The sequence below is a fragment of the Romboutsia sp. BSD2780061687b_171204_C1 genome (assembly GCF_015560225.1).
Lineage (GTDB): Bacteria > Bacillota > Clostridia > Peptostreptococcales > Peptostreptococcaceae > Romboutsia_C > Romboutsia_C hominis.
This window is the reverse complement of the sequence record NZ_JADMRK010000007.1, coordinates 48757-65607: the sequence shown is the minus strand read 5'-3', so window position 1 is coordinate 65607 and position 16851 is coordinate 48757. Positions and strand designations below refer to the sequence as shown.

The 16851-nt window shown below is 27.0% G+C and carries 16 protein-coding genes; 11 read left to right on the top strand and 5 right to left on the bottom strand.

From position 1 onward, the window contains the following. The first annotated feature begins 174 nt into the window (after window positions 1-174). Window positions 175-543 carry a phage holin family protein gene (locus tag I2H23_RS12020; protein WP_166506152.1) on the top strand — a complete coding sequence of 123 codons (369 nt, stop codon included), beginning with the start codon at window positions 175-177 and terminating at the stop codon, window positions 541-543. Window positions 544-1034: 491 nt separating this feature from the next. Here I2H23_RS12020 and I2H23_RS12015 read toward each other — a convergent pair whose 3' ends face one another. After that, complete coding sequence (locus tag I2H23_RS12015; protein WP_166506151.1) at window positions 1035-1739, bottom strand: DUF421 domain-containing protein; 705 nt, start codon at window positions 1737-1739, stop codon at window positions 1035-1037. 422 nt (window positions 1740-2161) lie between these two features. On the opposite strand from I2H23_RS12015, the gene I2H23_RS12010 reads away from it, so the two are divergent. After that, the gene (locus tag I2H23_RS12010) at window positions 2162-2680 is read left to right on the top strand and encodes a YmaF family protein (protein ID WP_195581691.1); all 519 of its coding nucleotides are present in this window, start codon (window positions 2162-2164) and stop codon (window positions 2678-2680) included. A 220-nt stretch (window positions 2681-2900) separates the two neighbouring features. On the opposite strand, the gene I2H23_RS12005 is transcribed toward I2H23_RS12010, so the two are convergent. Beyond that, window positions 2901-4001 carry a PQQ-dependent sugar dehydrogenase gene (locus tag I2H23_RS12005; RefSeq protein WP_195581690.1) on the bottom strand — a complete coding sequence of 367 codons (1101 nt, stop codon included), beginning with the start codon at window positions 3999-4001 and terminating at the stop codon, window positions 2901-2903. Window positions 4002-4366: 365 nt separating this feature from the next. Between I2H23_RS12005 and I2H23_RS12000 the strand changes: the two genes are divergently transcribed. Then, window positions 4367-4708, top strand: coding sequence for a zinc ribbon domain-containing protein YjdM (locus I2H23_RS12000; protein WP_195581689.1), 342 nt, complete (start codon window positions 4367-4369; stop codon window positions 4706-4708). A gap of 166 nt (window positions 4709-4874) precedes the next feature. On the opposite strand, the gene rbr is transcribed toward I2H23_RS12000, so the two are convergent. Further along, on the bottom strand, window positions 4875-5456 hold the full coding sequence (gene rbr, locus I2H23_RS11995) for a rubrerythrin (RefSeq protein WP_166506147.1): 582 nt from the start codon (window positions 5454-5456) through the stop codon (window positions 4875-4877). A 309-nt stretch (window positions 5457-5765) separates the two neighbouring features. Between rbr and I2H23_RS11990 the strand changes: the two genes are divergently transcribed. From I2H23_RS11990 to I2H23_RS11965, 6 genes are all read left to right on the top strand, one after another. Then, window positions 5766-6767 (top strand): ABC transporter substrate-binding protein, encoded by a 1002-nt coding sequence (locus tag I2H23_RS11990; protein WP_166506146.1) that lies wholly within the window; start codon window positions 5766-5768, stop codon window positions 6765-6767. Next, window positions 6742-7497 (top strand): ABC transporter permease, encoded by a 756-nt coding sequence (locus I2H23_RS11985; protein WP_195238380.1) that lies wholly within the window; start codon window positions 6742-6744, stop codon window positions 7495-7497. The genes I2H23_RS11990 and I2H23_RS11985 overlap by 26 nt, the downstream gene beginning before the upstream one ends. Window position 7498: 1 nt before the next feature. After that, entirely contained in the window at window positions 7499-8167 is a 669-nt protein-coding gene (locus I2H23_RS11980; RefSeq protein ID WP_166506144.1) for an ATP-binding cassette domain-containing protein, read from the top strand. Between the two features lie 154 nt (window positions 8168-8321). Next, entirely contained in the window at window positions 8322-8759 is a 438-nt protein-coding gene (locus I2H23_RS11975) for a YaiI/YqxD family protein (RefSeq protein ID WP_195238379.1), read from the top strand. Between the two features lie 294 nt (window positions 8760-9053). Beyond that, window positions 9054-11594, top strand: coding sequence for a bifunctional lysylphosphatidylglycerol flippase/synthetase MprF (gene mprF, locus I2H23_RS11970; RefSeq protein ID WP_330383664.1), 2541 nt, complete (start codon window positions 9054-9056; stop codon window positions 11592-11594). 207 nt (window positions 11595-11801) lie between these two features. Next, window positions 11802-12419, top strand: coding sequence for a DUF488 domain-containing protein (locus I2H23_RS11965; RefSeq protein WP_195238378.1), 618 nt, complete (start codon window positions 11802-11804; stop codon window positions 12417-12419). A 158-nt stretch (window positions 12420-12577) separates the two neighbouring features. On the opposite strand, the gene I2H23_RS11960 is transcribed toward I2H23_RS11965, so the two are convergent. Next, window positions 12578-12793 carry a hypothetical protein gene (locus I2H23_RS11960; protein ID WP_195581688.1) on the bottom strand — a complete coding sequence of 72 codons (216 nt, stop codon included), beginning with the start codon at window positions 12791-12793 and terminating at the stop codon, window positions 12578-12580. 1131 nt (window positions 12794-13924) lie between these two features. Here I2H23_RS11960 and I2H23_RS11955 point away from each other — a divergent pair. Continuing rightward, window positions 13925-14785 carry a C39 family peptidase gene (locus I2H23_RS11955; protein ID WP_195581687.1) on the top strand — a complete coding sequence of 287 codons (861 nt, stop codon included), beginning with the start codon at window positions 13925-13927 and terminating at the stop codon, window positions 14783-14785. Between the two features lie 407 nt (window positions 14786-15192). On the opposite strand, the gene I2H23_RS11950 is transcribed toward I2H23_RS11955, so the two are convergent. Further along, window positions 15193-15918, bottom strand: coding sequence for a tRNA 2-thiocytidine biosynthesis TtcA family protein (locus I2H23_RS11950; RefSeq protein WP_330615413.1), 726 nt, complete (start codon window positions 15916-15918; stop codon window positions 15193-15195). A 152-nt stretch (window positions 15919-16070) separates the two neighbouring features. On the opposite strand from I2H23_RS11950, the gene I2H23_RS11945 reads away from it, so the two are divergent. After that, window positions 16071-16751, top strand: a complete 681-nt coding sequence (locus I2H23_RS11945) for a M15 family metallopeptidase (protein WP_195581686.1) — start codon at window positions 16071-16073, stop codon at window positions 16749-16751. Window positions 16752-16851: the final 100 nt, after the last annotated feature.

Genomic DNA, 16851 nt, shown 5'->3' with positions numbered 1-16851 from the left:
GTTTTTCAATATTATAAGGAATAATATTTAACACAATGGTAAATATATAACTATAATGTAAAAATAATAAATATTTATTATTAAAAATGAACTATTTAATAAATACTGAAGATTTATTTGTAGAGATTTAATAACAAAAAGTAATTATAAAATTTTATTAAAGGAGTGGCTTATATGGCACATGATAATAATGAAAAAAAAGGAAATAATAATAGTTTATTAAGATGGATAGGAAGATTTATATTAGTCGCAGTTATTCTAATGATAACATCATTTGTAACTCCAGGATTTTCAATCAATGGAATATGGTCATTTTTAATAGCTGCAGTTGTTATATCTGGATTAGATTATTTAGCAGAATTACTTATGGGAGTTGACGCATCTCCTTTTGGAAAAGGAATAAAAGGGTTTATAATTGCAGCTATAATAATATATTTAGCACAATTTTTAGTACCTGATATGGGTGTAACTATTATAGGCGCAATACTTGCAGCTATAGTTATTGGAGTTTTAGATGCAATATTCCCTGCTAGAGCTATGTAATTTAAAATACATTTAAAAAATTATACTAAAGTAGTAATTTAACCAATAGTTTTATTTAAGGTTATTACAAAAACCCGTATCACAACGAAGTGATACGGTTTTTTATATATAATAAATATTAAAAAATATAGGATTTTGTCAACTTAGTAAATAAAAAAATTCTATTAGATTTTTAAGGATAAAATTCAAAATTAATATATTAATTTTGAATTTAGTTCAATTGGATGAAAGAGCAATTATAGATATTTTGAAGTAGTTAGATAAGGCATTTAATACGTAGTTATGTTGCTAAGAGACAGATAAATGTAAATATAGAAGGTGATATTTTTCATTGGTTTAAAAAGGTATGTAAGTGAGATAAATAACAAACTAAATAAAAATAAGATCCGTAGAGTAAGTTTCTGATAACAGCATTATAGATAAATGATATTCTTAGAATAAAAGAGGCTTAAACTAATCTGTGTATATGGATATGTTTATGTCTCAATTGATTATTTATATAAAAAAACATTCAAGTTATCTTTATTATCAAGTGTGGCAAGTAAAACATTTTTTACATCGACTTGATATAAACTTTCTAATTTGGAAACAACCCAGTTCTCATCTTTATTAAGCATTTTTAGCTGTTCAAAGTTAATTTTACCATCTTTAATAATTGTTCTTGGAAAACCAAAAGGTTCCACTTTAATAGACAAATGTGAAGGTGTAATGGGCTCATATTCTGGATGTAAAAAAATAGAAATTTTACCATTAGGCTCTAATGTTGCTAATGCTACTTTCTTCAGATCTTCTACCTTTTTTTCACGTAATTCTTCTAATAATATATCGATTGATATTCGTGCTTTTTTTAGCCCGTTATAAAGGATTTCACCATTTTGAATAAGCGTGATTGGTGGATTATTAATAATTTTTCCAAGGTACGGAAATTTAAGAACTATGAATACTCCCAAAATATATAGAACAACTAATACAAGTGTTGTAATGATGGAGCCTTCTAGTCCAAGCTTTTCATCAGACAATGGATGAGCAATAATATTACCGATTACTAAAGTAATAGCAAAATCAATTAGTCTTAATTGAGAAATGGAACGATGCCCTAATAACTTTGCAATTGCTAGCAAAAAGAAAAAAGCAATAATAGCACGAAGTATCCAGTCAATGGTGCTAAGTGTTTCTTGACCATTTAAAAAGTTCATATAAAATATCTCCTTTGCCTAAAATATTTAATACTTATGTTATTTTAACCAATAACTTATAAAAAATTAGAATATATAGACTAATTCCAAAGCACCTTTCTGACGAAATAAAGTGGAATGATGGTGTTTCAATATATAAGAGGATAATATTTTTTGAATAGAATCTTTTATTTTAACTTGAGTATTATGATTAATAATAATCTAACTATTAATACATATTAATGGAATCTAAAAAAGTAAGAAGTATCAAGAGTGAAGGGAAAATTGTTTACTAAAAAACGAAAAATTATAGTGGTGTGTAAAGGAGGGAATTATGTAAAATTAACGAGAAATAGGAACGAAATTGACAAATGCTCATATATATTATATCAAGAGATTTCTTATAAGAGTCTTTTAATATAATATAATAGGAGAGAGAAAGAATGAGTTTTCAAAATAATAGATGCAGAAGAGATAATGATAATAGAGGTAACAGCTTTAAATGTATGAGATATCATAATGAAGATGAATGTAGACATATGAATTGTCATAGAGATAATTGCTGTAAATGTCATAATGAAGATGAATGTAAACATATGAATTGGCATAAATGTAATTGCTGTAATTGTCATGAAGAAGACGAAATGCAGACGCATGTTCATGAATACTCAGAAAGTGTTAAATTAGCTGAAGAAGGCGATGACAGACATAATCATAGAGTTGCTGGTGTTACAGGAGAAGCTATTCCAATAAATGGTGGGACAAACCATGTTCATAGAATCAGAAATGACAATACAGACTTTTTAGATCATTTCCATCAAATACGCGTTACAACTGGTCCAGCAATTCCAATACCAGGAACTAATAAACATGTTCATTTAGTATCTGGACAAACTACTGTTGTTGATGGCCATTTTCATATGTTCCTTTTCACTACCCAAATTCAAGCACCTTTAGTATAAATTCTATAAAAATAGATAAAAATTTACTGTGATTAAAAATATAATTGCATAAAAAAGAGAATTAAGTTTAATAGGGTCTATAAAATATATTTTATAGACCTCTTTACATATATTCTATATTTTTCATAAATCAAAGGTAAGCTCCTATATTTTAATTACTTTAATTATTTAGAAAATAATTTGATTATGCCATAAGAAAGTATATTTAGAAACTGTGTTTTTATTTTGGAGTGAGGCGGAAAATTCTATCATCATTTATATCAGGATTCCCTCTACCGTCTTTATTACTTGTTGCAAGGTAAATTGAACCATCTTTTCCTTGGACAACTTCACGCAAACGTCCATATTCATTTTTTAGCCATGATTCTACATTCTTAACTACTGTTCCCTTTCCATTTAGCGAAATACCAAGCAACTGTTGTCCACGTAAAGTAGCAACGAGTAATTCTCCTTCCCATGGTCCTTGATTTACGAAGGTCATACCAGATGGAGCCCATATAACTTCACCGCTATGTATCAAAGGTTTTTGTGTTATAACTTCTGTAGATTCTTCATCTCCTTGAACGATAGGCCACCCATAATTGGCTCCTGGTTGTATTATGTTTATTTCGTCGTGCGCTGATTGCCCATGCTCTGATGCATACAATACATTTTTTGAATTCCATGCTAAGCCTTGAGGGTTTCTATGACCTAAGCTATAAATAGGAGAGTTAATAATTGGATTATCTTTAGGAATACTTCCGTCTAATTCTATTCGAAGTATCTTTCCAGCAGTGCTTGTAGGATCTTGTGCTAATGCAGGATTTCCGGCATCTCCTGTTGTTATATATAATTTTTGGTCTGGACCTATCTTTATTCTCCCTCCATTATGAATACTTCCTCCAGGGATTTTATCTAGTATAATCTGGTCAATGGATGCTATATTATTGTTCTCAACTAATCTAACGATACGATTATAGATTTGATTAGATTCTAGGTATGAATGCATAACATAAATATAATGGTTATTTGAAAAGTTTGGATCTAGGGCAATACCCATTAATCCTCCTTCTCCCTGACTTACAAAAGGAGAACTAAATGTGATAAGTGGCTGTGGATTAAGTTTCCCATTTTCAATAATTCTAACAGTACCAGATCTTTCTGTAAAATATATTTTACCTTCGTCGCTTATATCTATAGCCCAAGGTACATATAAATTTTCAGCGATAACTTCAATTTCATAAGAAATTTGTCTTGATGTTATTGACTTTATTTTTAGATTGTCTTTATTATGATTATGAAATATTGTATTATATAAAACATTAAAAATCATATTTTTCATATTGTTATCCTCCAAATTATTTAAAAATCATATTGTTATTTTAAGGTGAAAATTACAATTCTAATAAATAGAAATTATAATAGAATACTTAGTGAAGCTAAGTTGTAGTAGTAAAATTATTTCTATTAGTTAAGTAATTCTATGTTTAATTATATTAGTTTGAGATTTAAAGTATTAATCATTTGATATTTATCAAGAAATATTAAAATAAACAGTATTAAGTGTTCAATAAATAATTATATTAGTAAGGATAAATACTAACTTTGAACCTAGTCGGTATGAAGATTTGTCAATATGAGAAGACTATGATATTATATAGCCTATGAGCAAAAATATTAATTATATTGAACGGAGGAAATAATATTATGGAAACTTTACCAAATTGCCCAAAATGTAATTCAGAATATGTATATGAAGATGGAAGTCTTTTAGTTTGCCCAGAGTGTGCATACGAATGGAATCCAGCAGAGTCAGTTGAAGAAGAAGTTGTAATAAAAGACGTAAATGGAAATGTATTAAAGGATGGAGACGCTGTAACAGTAGTTAAAGACCTTAAAGTTAAGGGAAGTTCATCTTCTATAAAAATAGGAACAAAAGTAAAGAGTATACGTTTAGTTCCAGACGCAGCTGATGGACACGATATAGAGTGTAAAATAGACGGTTTTGGAGCTATGAAATTAAAGTCTAGCGTTGTAAAAAAAGCATAGTATATAGATTTTAAACACAAAAAAGCTAGGTAAAATACCTGGCTTTTTTGTGTTAGAATAAACGATATAAAGTAGTATAGAAAGTAAAAATTTATGAAATATAAAAAAGGTTAAATACACATTATTGATAAATGATATGTGTTTAACCTTTTTTATATACTTAGCCTTAGAAGTTTTCAGCTTTTATTTCATAATATCCTTGTGGATGTTTGCAAGCTGGACAAACTTGTGGAGCTTCTGTTCCTGAATGAACATATCCACATACTGTACATACCCATTCTTTAACTTCTGGTTTCTCGAATACTTTATTTTCTTCTATATTCTTAGCTAATCTTAAGAATCTATCTCTATGATGAGCTTCTATTCCATGAATATGAGTAAAAGAAGCAGCTATTTCTTCAAATCCTTCTTCTCTAGCATCTGCAGCGAATTTTAAGTAAAGAGTATCTTCTTCATTTTCTCCTGCTGCTGCTGTTTTTAAATTTTCTAAAGTACTAGACATACCCATTCCGTAAGAACCTGTCACTTGAACATCTTCTCCAGTGAAATCATTTAATAAGTATCTAAAGAATATTTTTCCATGCATTTCTTCGTTTTGAGCAGTTTCATCAAATATATCACCTATTTGAGCAAATCCTTCTTTTCTAGCTATTTTAGCATAGAATTGATATTTGTTCTTAGCCATTGACTCTCCTGCGAATGCGTTCATTAAATTTTGTGCTGTTTTAGTTCCTTTTAAAGATTTCATCTTTAATTCATCTCCCTAAGTATATATTAAATATTAACTACTCTAATATAAATACCACTTTAAATTTAATCTAAACAAAATAATTAGAAATCTTATATTTTCGTAATTTTGAGAATAATAGAAATTATAATTAATAATTTTTAAATTATTTAGTAAATAATTAATAAACTAAAGAACATGATAAAAGGTAAATTAATTATAAATATAGAAAATATAAAGGATAGAAAAATTAAATCTTTTAATAAAGTTTACAGAATTTATTTGAACAAATAAGTGTTATAGGGAATTTATAAAAAAGGGGGATTAGAGATGAGGAAGTTTATAAGTATTTTATCAACAGGAATAATAGCAATGGGGATATTGTCAGGTTGTGCATCTATTGATAAAGAAAAATCAGAAAGTATTAAAGACGAAACATTTAAGAAGGTTGTAAAAGTGGTATCTCCAGATGGATTACCAACAATAGCAATAGCTAAATTAATAAAAGAGAAACCAGAAATAAAGTCAAATTATGAAATTGAATATACGATAGAAAAGACATCAGAAACCCTTTCAACAACAGTTATGAAAGAAGAACCAGATATAGCTATAGTACCATCTAATATGGCATCTATAGTTTATAACAAAACAAAGAATTACCAAATAGCAGGAACAACAGGGTTTGGTTCATCTTACATAGTTTCAACAGAAGATATAAATAATTATGAAGACTTAAAAGGAAAAAATATTATGAACATAGGTAAGGGTTTAACACCAGACATAACAGCACAATATATAATATCTGAAAAGGGATTAAATACTGAAAGTGATGTTAATTTTAGCTATGTAAATTCACCAAGTGAATTAGTACCAATGATAGTGTCTGGTAAAGAAAATACAGCAATAGTACCAGAACCAGCTCTTAGTGCCCTCATGACTAAAAAAGAAAATGTGAAAATATTTAAAGGCTTAAATGATGAATATAAAGAAATAGCAGATTCAGAATATGGATATCCTCAAGCAACTATTATAGTTAAGAATAGTTTTTTAGAAGAAAATAAAGATTTTACTAATAAATTTTTAGATAATGTTAAAGAAGGGATAGAATGGGCAAATGATAACCCATCAGAACTTGCTACATACTGTGGAGAAATAGAAGTTTCAACAGAGAAACCTATAATTGTAAAATCTATTGAAAGAGCAAATCTTAAATTCGTACCTATAGAAGATAGCAAGGATATATACAAAAACTATTATAAAAAGCTATTCGACTCAAATCCAAAGTCACTAGGAGGAAATATACCAGATGAAGGAATTTTTATGGAAAGATAGATTACAGATACTTGCATCTTGTATATTATTAATTATAATTTGGGAAATATTAGCGACACTTATAGATAATCCGATATATTTACCTACAGTAGAAGTGGTTCTAGCTAATATTCTAATTATATTTAAAAGTGAAGATTTTTTTATAAATGTGCTTAGCTCTGCTTACAGGACAATAGTAAGTTTTTTATTAGCTTTAATAAGTTCAATATTTTTAGGTATAGTTTCTTCAGGAAGTAGTTTATTTAGAAACATACTAAAACCCGTAAATGCTTTATCAACATCTATCCCAACTATGGTTTTAGTAGTATTGGCTCTTATATGGTTTGATAAGGACAACGCACCTTTTATAGTTGGGATATTTATAGTTTTCCCCATATTATATGAAGGTGTATTAAGTTCTATTTTAGGAGTTGATAAAAACATAATAGAGATGACAAACATCTATAAGGTAAAAAAAATAGACAAACTTAAATATATCTACTTTCCATTAATAAAGTTTCAAGTTACTAATTTATTAGTGTCTACATTTTCATTGGCTTTTAAAGTGGTTATAGCAGGAGAGGTTCACGGGCAACCAAAGTATGGAATAGGAACAGTAATTCAATATGAAAAAATGAATTTTAATACAGAAGCTATATTTGCATGGATAATAATCATAGCAATGATTTCATTTGCTTTAGATATACTTAATAAGTTTATAACTAAAAAGTCCTTTAAATGGAGAGTGTAGTATGGATATAAAGATAAAAAATTTATATAAGAAATATGATGATAAGGTTATATTTAAAGACTTTAATATTATATTTAAGGAAAATAGAGTAAATACTATATTAGGGAAATCAGGATGCGGAAAAACTACATTACTAAAAATAATTAGCAATATAGTAGAAAAAGATAGCGGAAAAATAGAAGGTATAAATACAAATAGTATAAGTTACATATTTCAAGAGGATAGGCTTGTAGAATGGTTAACAGTAAAGGAAAATCTGAAGTTAATATTAAAAAATGACTATAAAAAAGGTGAGTTAGACAAAATTTGCAAAAAATACTTAAACTTGGTGGGAGTACAGGATTTTGAAAACTATTATCCTCAAAGTTTAAGCGGTGGAATCAGACAAAGGGTAAATATCGCTAGAGCATTTGCTAAACCATCAAAACTTATAATAATGGATGAACCTTTTAAATCGATAGATATAAAAAATAAAAATGACATTATGAAGGCTTTCAAAAATGTTTTGAGAGAAGAAACTAGAACAGTTTTATTTGTAACACATGATATAGATGAAGCCTTATATTTTACGGGGAAAATATATATACTAGGAGGGGATCCATTAATTATAAAAGCAACATTTAACTCAAATCAGATAGAAGATAAAAAACAGATAATAAATTTAATATAATTAATAATTTTTTAGTATTTACGAGGTATATAAAAATAATTTAATTTAAAGATGAACTAATTTAAAAATTAGTTCATCTTTTTTTGTAATTAATAAACATTATAAAGTAAAATACTATAGAGTAGTATTACATATAAAAGAGAAGAGGGAAATTATGAAAATATTAATAGATGGTGATGGATGCCCAGTTGTAGATATAACAATAAAAGTAGCTAAAAAATTTAATATAGAAGTATTAATAATGTGTGATACATCACATAACTTTGATAAGTATAATGTAGAAACTATAGTCTTATCAAAAGGAAGAGATTCCGTAGATTTTTCTTTGGTTAATAAAGTAAATAAGGGTGATATAATAGTAACTCAAGATTACGGTTTAGCTGCAATGGCACTTTCAAAGGGAGGATACCCAATAAATCAAAATGGAAGAGTATATACAAATGAAAATATAGACCAATTACTATTTACAAGACATATATCAAAAAAACTAAGAAGCTCAGGTGCTCGAGTAAAGGGTCCATCAAAAAGGAAGAAAGAAGATAATATAAGATTTGAAAAGTATTTACAAGAATTATGTAAGGAATTATTATAAAGATTGTTAACTATAAATCCGTTATCTTTAAAATTTATATTATTAACAAATAGTATGAATATTTAATATTATTAGTAATATAAAGCAATAGTATTAAGAAGTTTATTAAAAATAAAAAGGGATAGATTTTAAATATCTATTTTTTTTTGTAGAATAATATATATTGTCAGGCAAAACTTTTACAATAAATTTAAATTCTTACAAATCTGTTATATAAGATAAAGAAGAATGTAAGGATATATTGTGTCAAAGTATGGTAAAATAGCCTTATTATCAGAAATATAAAAGGAGGAGATTATAATTATAAATAAAGTAAAATTAAAAAATACATTAAAGTATTTAATAGCATTAGTAATATTTGTTATAGTTATGAAAGAGTTTATCAGTGTAGTTTCTTCATTTAATATGAATACATTTAAACTATATGCAGATAAGTTAACGCTTATAAACTCAATAACAATAATACTTTTAGGAATTATTTCATATCTTCCTTTAAGTCTTTACGATTTTGTACTAAAAAGAAGAGTGAATATCAACTTAGATAACAGGGAGTTATATAAATTCTCATGGATAGCTAGTTCAATTGCTAGTATAGCTGGATTTGGAGGAAGTACAGCCATAGCATTAAAGAGTAATTTTTATGGTAATTATGTGAAGGACAAAAAGTTACTTGTAAAAGAGATATCAAAAATAGTAGCTTTAAATTTAACTGGTTTTTCGATGGTAAGTTTCATATATGCCATCACTAATTTTGAGTCATTAAAGTTAAATGATTGGACAAGCATATTAACTTTAATAATAAGTATATATTTCCCGGCAATATCAATATACTTCATATATAAGTTTATTAAGGGAAATGATGAAGATAGAAAAGATATTAAAGATGCGGTAACTATAATGGGAATATCAGCATTAGAATGGTTAACAACTATAGTTTTAATATACTCTATCATGTTAGTACTAGATGCAAATATATCATTTATGAAATTATTCCCGGTATTTGTACTAGCAATTATAGTGGCTATTGTAAGTTTATCACCAGGAGGACTTGGTTCTTTTGATTTGACAATGATACTAGGATTACAAGCTTTAAATGTTCCATCAGAGAAAGTTTTATTAGCTATATTCCTATATAGAATTTCTTATTATATAGTTCCATTAATTATAGGATTAATTTTATATGGAAATGTAATGTGGAAGACTGTAGATGATGATATAAGAGATATAGTAATGACTATACTATCAAAAATGGCTCATATAGGTATAGTACTTATTGTACTATTAACAGGAAGTATTCTGTTAATATCAGAAGCTATTCCTGAAGTTATAAATAAAATAAATATAATAAGTAGAGTCTCACATCTATCAATAATATATATACCAGATAAATTTGCCATAGTATTAGGATTTTTACTTATAGCTATGTCTAGATTATTAATTTATAAATCAAAAAATATTTATAAATTAACTTTAATAATAGTTGCCTTATGTATTGGGGTGACTTTCGCACAAGGAACGGACTATGGTAGAGCATTGTATTTAGTAATAGTAGGTCTTATAATTTGGCTTGGTAAAAAACAATTTTATAGAGAAAGTTTTGTAATGCGTTGGGGAATATTTATACAAGATGTAATAATATTGCTATCTTTCTTAATACTATATCTATATACTTTCTACGCAAGCGTTCATGGAAAAGTAGGAAAGATACCTTTTACTCAATATCAAATACAATTTTCAAATGCATCATCAAATGTAATGTTTTTAAGTATAGCTGGATTTATAATAGCCATATTATTCTTATGTATTATATATTATAAGAATGGTAAAAATGAATTCCCTAAGATGAAATTAGAAGAATGTAAAGATGATGTAGAAAATATACTAAATAAATTTGGCGGGACATCTATAATACACTTTATATATTTAAATGATAAGTATGTTTATATAAATAAAGATAAGGATGTTTTAATACAATATCAAACTTATGCTAATAAGATATTTATATTAGGAAATCCAGTAGGGAATGATGAAAATATATTTAATACTATTCAGGAATTCTATGAGTTAGCTGATAAATATGGATATATACCAACATTCTGTGCTATAGATGATAAATTAATTCCATACCTTCATGAAACAGGATATGAGTTCTTTAAATTAGGAGAAGAGGCAGCTGTAGATTTAAATAAATTTACATTAGAAGGAAGAAAAATGAAGAGTGTAAGAAATGCTATATCAAGAGTTAGCAAAGAAGAATATACATTTGAAGTTGTAAAGCCTCCTTTCAGTGATGAATTTATGGATAGTATAAAAGCTGTATCTGATGAATGGCTATGTGGAAGACAAGAAAAAGGATTCTCAATAGGATTTTTCGATGTAGAGTATTTAAGTAGAAATCCAATATCTATAGTTAAAAATAAAGATGGTGAAATAAAGGGATTTGCTAACTTTATGCCGATGTATGATGGTCATAAAACTTTATCGATAGACTTAATGCGTTTTTCACATGAAACTTGTAATGGAATAATGGACTTCATGTTCGTTAATCTATTTGAGTGGGGAAAAGAAAATGGATACTCAAGATTTAATATGGGTATGGCTCCATTATCAAATGTAGGTATATCAAAGTATGCATTTCTAGGTGAGAAGATAGCTGCCAAGGTATATTCACATGGACATAAATTCTATTCATTCCAAGGTCTAAAGAAGTTCAAAGAAAAATACTGTGATTCTTGGGATGGAAGATATATGGCTTATAAAAGAAAAACATCATTAATAACTACAATGATTCAAGTTATTTTGTTAGTTTCGAAACCTATAGAGAAGGTAGATTAAACTTATAAATATATAAAGTAAATATAATAATAAAATGATAGTCTATGAGATTAAATCAATCATCAATAGACTATCATTTTTTGTTTATGAGATATAATAATAAAAAACACTAATTATTTAAATAGTTAATTTAAAATAATAGAATTTATATAAATTCATTTTGGATATAAATATAAGTAAAAGTGCATTAAAAAAGGTGGTGAAGTTATGCAAGTATTTGCGATAGGTCACTCTAATTATCCAATTGAAAAGCTTATAGATATGTTAAATCAATACAATATAAATTGTGTTGTAGATATTAGAGAAACTCCATATTCTAGGTATAATATTCAATACAATAGAGAAGATTTTTGTAAAACTTTAAGAAAAGAAGGATTTATATATATATACATGGGAAAAGAATTTGGAGCTAGGAGAGGATCAAAAGAATCTTATAATAGAGAAGGATTTGCTGATTTTGAGAAAGTAAGCAAAGAAGATATATTTAAAAAGGGGATAGAGAGAATAAAAGATGGGTGTAAAAAAGGATATAAAATTGCTCTTTTAGGGGCAATGCAAGATCCAATCAGATGTCATAGGAGTATATTAGTTGGAAGAAGATTAAATGAAAATGGAATAAATGTGAAGTATATACTACACGAAGGAGATGTGGCCGAACAAGAGGATATAGAAAATCAACTTTTAGATAAATATTTTAGTGAAAGAAATCAAATAACCATAGATAGTTTAATTGGTAATAGCATGTCTAAAGAGGACATGATAAATGAAGCATATAGGCTAGCAAATAAAGAAATTGGATATAGAACGGAAGGTATATCTAAATAAACAATAAAACCATAATAATGTATATAGAATTGTTTTTTTTAAAAAAGTAAAAAAATAGATTTTATCAATAGGAATAATCTTTAAACACCTTAAATTCCTATTGATAGAATCTATGGAATGTAAATAATTACATATATTTTATATAAACGTATTATATATTATTTTGATGATAATTTACTAAGCATATCTGATGTCATCTTACTTAAATTATGTTCGAACTTAAATCCCCATTCTGCTACTGCACAAGATGAATCTATAGAATTAGGCCAAGATTCTGCAATAGATTGACGTATAGGGTCTACATTATAGCTAAGCTCAAATTCTGGTATATGTTTCTGAATTTCAGATCCGACTTCTTCAGGAGCAAAGTTCATAGCGGTTATATTAAATGCATTTCTATGAACTTATTCATTATAAGGATTTTTAAAATATAAATTTATAAAATATTTATAGAAAAACTAAATTTGTTATAAAAGGTAAATTTTTTATAAAAAATATTTTGTATTATGGACAGCTATACAAAAATATAGTACATTGTATACATAGGCAACAAGAAATGACATAAGATGATATATGCATTAGGAACGGACATAAAAAATTGACATTTAAGAATTTGACATAAAAGGAGGAGCTATACTTAATGCTCCTTCTAAATATAGAATTATAACTATAAAAATACTAACCCCCCTTAAATAGTATTTGATAAAAATTTTAATAGCCCTTTAAAAAGACTGTAACGGAAACAGTCTTTTTTTGTTATAAAAATTATATTTTCTTAAGATATAAGTTTAATTGATAAAGAGATTTTTATATCCTAAATTGTTAATTTACATAAGGAAAATTACCTATGGTTCACTAAGTAACTGGAAGTAAGCCTCTCTCTTTTGCACCTAAGTAATAACTTGCCTCTAGATTTGCTAGCTAGTTTATGTTAGTATGGTTAAAATGCATTTTTGATATTCCTTTTGTTGATTTTAATTGATTAACTAAGCTTATCATAAGCGTCTTTTTTGATTATTAATATGTTATAGAATTGTATTAAGGTATTATATTAACATATAATTTCGTTAATGGATATATCAAAAATGATGGTGTTGTAACTTTGAATAATAAACTACTTTATAAGCATTGTGGAATATGATAATGCAGATAATTACTTAATAAAATTTTTATAAAATATAGATTATAATATATATTGTAATTTAGTTATATAGAATAAGAGATGAACCTTAAGCTAAAGGATATTAGTTTATATAATCTACTGTAAACTTAATATCTAAAATTACTACAGAATTAATTGATAAAGCTCAATTAAAGAACATGGACAAGTTAGTTAATATGTTAGAAGGTGATTATGCTCAAAGTTGTTTGATACAACTAGAAAATAGCTGAATGACTTAAGATTATAGTAAAAATAAAACACCTGGAAACTATGAAGTATAGAATAAACCTATATAGGGTAGCTTTTAGATGTTTTTTATATGCATCAAAAGGAGAATGACATAATGGTCTATAAAAAGAAGAAAAAAAGAGTGATGAAGAAGAATGTTAAATATTCTATTATAGGCGTAGCGGCTATATTAGGTATAGGTTTAGTAGCCATATTGGGGAAGCATACAATGTCTGGAAATAAAGGGGATGAATTAATATCTAAAGAAAATTTAAACTCAAATGATCCAACTATAATTAGTTTAGTCGAAGAATCAAATGAATATCCAAAAGTAAAAAAGATATTAAATAATATAGATTTATATCCTAAGGATTTATTAGATTTAGCAGCTAAAAAGCCTGAAACTATAGATTTTGTTTCAGATTATATCTATAATGATTCAAAAACAAGTAAAAAAATATCTGTAAAAGATGATTACAAAAAAGGTGAAATACCACTTTTCCTTCAATGGGACGAAAGATGGGGATACGATAAATATGGTTCAAACTTTATTGCAATTGATGGATGTGGACCAACTTCTTTAGCAATGGTTGCGGTAGGTCTTACAGGAAATACAAACATAAATCCAAAGGCAGTTTCAGATTTTGCTTATAATAGCGGGTACTATGTAGAGGGCATAGGCTCTAAGTGGAGTTTAATGACTGATGGAGCAAGCAACTTTGGGCTAAAGGGCAAAGAAATACCTTTAAGTAAAGAAGTAATTATATCTACTCTTAAAAAAGGAGAGCCAATAATAGCAACTATGGGTCCAGGAACATTTACAACTCAAGGACATTATATAGTCTTAACTGGCGTAGATAAAGATGGAAATATAATAGTGAATGACCCTGATAGTAAAGAAAAAAGCAATAAAACTTGGGATATAGATATTTTCATGAAGGAAACTAAGGATTTATGGAAGTTTAGTGTGGCTTAAAACTAATAAAAATTTATAAAATTTAAATGAATTGTTTTGGATGATGAGTTAATTATTTTCAAAACAGTTCATTTTTTCATAACTTCATTTGATGTTTTTCTACTAGAGTTACTATAGCTAATTTATGTTAATTTAATTAAAATACATTTTTGACCATCCTTTGTTGATCTTAGTCGGTTACCTAAGTGCATCATAAGTGTCTTTTTTATTTATATATTTATCTGATTTAATTATACGATTCAGGTACTATAAAAAACTTCAATGAGATAATATTACAATTATTATAGATAAAAAAATACGCCAAAATAAAATTTAAGTCATTTTGACGTATTATCTATGAATTGAATAATATAATATTAATTCATAGATTGATACCTAAGATATATAATATTTTTAAGATTTTATATTTATTTTATTTTTTCTTTATCCCATATAAATAATTTATCAGGATTATTTAAAGCTCCAAATATGTTCTTTTTTGAACCTGGCATTTCTTTATTTAATCTTTGGACAAGTTCTTTTATATTTTGTCTATTAGTATGACCATCGGCAGGGCAAGGATTCTCTATAACTGGATAGTTATATTTTCTTGTGGCCTTTTTTGTCATATATTCTTCTATATAAATCATAGGTCTTATTATTGTTAAATCTTGTTTATCCATAACCGTCTTTGGAGAAAAACAGTTAACTCTTCCTTCATATAGCATAGACATTAAAAATGTCTCTATTGCATCATCTTTATGGTGCCCAAGCGCAACCTTAGTACATCCTAGTTCTTTAGCAGTACCATTTAGCGCACCACGTCTTAAGTTGGCACATAATGAACATGGATTTTTCTCTTTTCTTATATCAAATACAATTTCTTTTATATTAGTTTGAACTTCATGAAATTCTACATCTAAATCTTCACAAAGTTTGTATAATGGTGAATTGTCTACACCACCAGGGTTTAGCGTTATTGCAATCAATTCAAACTTTTGAGGTGAGAATCTTTGATAGTTTTTCAGTATGTGAAGTAATGTTAAACTATCTTTTCCTCCAGAAAGTCCTACTGCTATTTTATCGTTATCTTGTATCATATCAAAATCTTGTATAGCCTGACGAGCTTTACTAAGAAGTTTTTGCATAGTCATATTTGTGTCCTCCATCAAAATTTAATAAACTTAAGATTTCTTAAGAATTACTTATAAGTTATTTAAAATCTATCTTTTAAAATAAACCTATGAAAATTCACTACAATTTCATTGAAAATGTAGTAGTTAAGGTTAAAAGGAGAAGATAGATTATGAAACAATTTAGGGTTATAGTACCCATTATAATAATAGTAGCAGTTACAATTATTTTAGTAAAAATATTAATGCCAGGAAAAACATCAACACAAGAAAAAATATTAAATAAAAGTAACTCAAATATTATAACAAACACGCTATTAGTAAACAATGATAATAAGTTAGATGAAAACTATAAACCATATAAAAGTGATGTGCCAAACATTCCTTTTATCGATAATGCAACTAATGAAGAAAAACAAATGGAAGAGGTTGCGTCAAAAGCAGTAGAGGAGTTATTTAAGCAAGCAAAAGAAGAAGGAATTAATTTTTTAGGTACATCAGCGTATAGATCTTATGCAACTCAAAAAGATATATATACTAAAAAGGTTATTTCGGATGGACTAACAAAGGCTAATGAATATGTGGCTAAGCCAGGTAGTAGTGAACATCAAACTGGATTATGTATAGACGTGACTAATGAAGATAGATGGTTTGTAGGTAGTACGAAAGAAGCTATATGGTTAGCAGAGAATGCTCATAAATTCGGGTTTATATTAAGATACCCATTAGGAAAAGAAGATATAACAGGTAAGTCATATGAACCGTGGCATATAAGATATGTAGGGAAAGATGTAGCTAAAGAAATATATGAAAATAATTCTACATTAGAAGAGTATACAGCTAGTAAAAATTAATTAAATTAAATCAATAAAAGTATATTATAATTGTTTTATGTGAAACATTAACGAATAATGTAGAAGTATTATATAAAAACGAATTATATAGATAGGAATG

Coding starts and splice junctions, on each gene's coding strand:
- I2H23_RS11960 (WP_195581688.1), bottom strand. CDS start 12,793: ATGAACTTTGCTCCTGAAGAAGTCGGATCTGAAATTCAGAAACATATA.
- I2H23_RS11955 (WP_195581687.1), top strand. CDS start 13,925: ATGGTCTATAAAAAGAAGAAAAAAAGAGTGATGAAGAAGAATGTTAAA.
- I2H23_RS12020 (WP_166506152.1), top strand. CDS start 175: ATGGCACATGATAATAATGAAAAAAAAGGAAATAATAATAGTTTATTA.
- I2H23_RS11980 (WP_166506144.1), top strand. CDS start 7,499: ATGGATATAAAGATAAAAAATTTATATAAGAAATATGATGATAAGGTT.
- I2H23_RS12005 (WP_195581690.1), bottom strand. CDS start 4,001: ATGAAAAATATGATTTTTAATGTTTTATATAATACAATATTTCATAAT.
- I2H23_RS11990 (WP_166506146.1), top strand. CDS start 5,766: ATGAGGAAGTTTATAAGTATTTTATCAACAGGAATAATAGCAATGGGG.
- I2H23_RS11975 (WP_195238379.1), top strand. CDS start 8,322: ATGAAAATATTAATAGATGGTGATGGATGCCCAGTTGTAGATATAACA.
- I2H23_RS11950 (WP_330615413.1), bottom strand. CDS start 15,918: ATGACTATGCAAAAACTTCTTAGTAAAGCTCGTCAGGCTATACAAGAT.
- rbr (WP_166506147.1), bottom strand. CDS start 5,456: ATGAAATCTTTAAAAGGAACTAAAACAGCACAAAATTTAATGAACGCA.
- I2H23_RS12010 (WP_195581691.1), top strand. CDS start 2,162: ATGAGTTTTCAAAATAATAGATGCAGAAGAGATAATGATAATAGAGGT.
- I2H23_RS11985 (WP_195238380.1), top strand. CDS start 6,742: ATGAAGGAATTTTTATGGAAAGATAGATTACAGATACTTGCATCTTGT.
- I2H23_RS12000 (WP_195581689.1), top strand. CDS start 4,367: ATGGAAACTTTACCAAATTGCCCAAAATGTAATTCAGAATATGTATAT.
- I2H23_RS11965 (WP_195238378.1), top strand. CDS start 11,802: ATGCAAGTATTTGCGATAGGTCACTCTAATTATCCAATTGAAAAGCTT.
- I2H23_RS11945 (WP_195581686.1), top strand. CDS start 16,071: ATGAAACAATTTAGGGTTATAGTACCCATTATAATAATAGTAGCAGTT.
- I2H23_RS12015 (WP_166506151.1), bottom strand. CDS start 1,739: ATGAACTTTTTAAATGGTCAAGAAACACTTAGCACCATTGACTGGATA.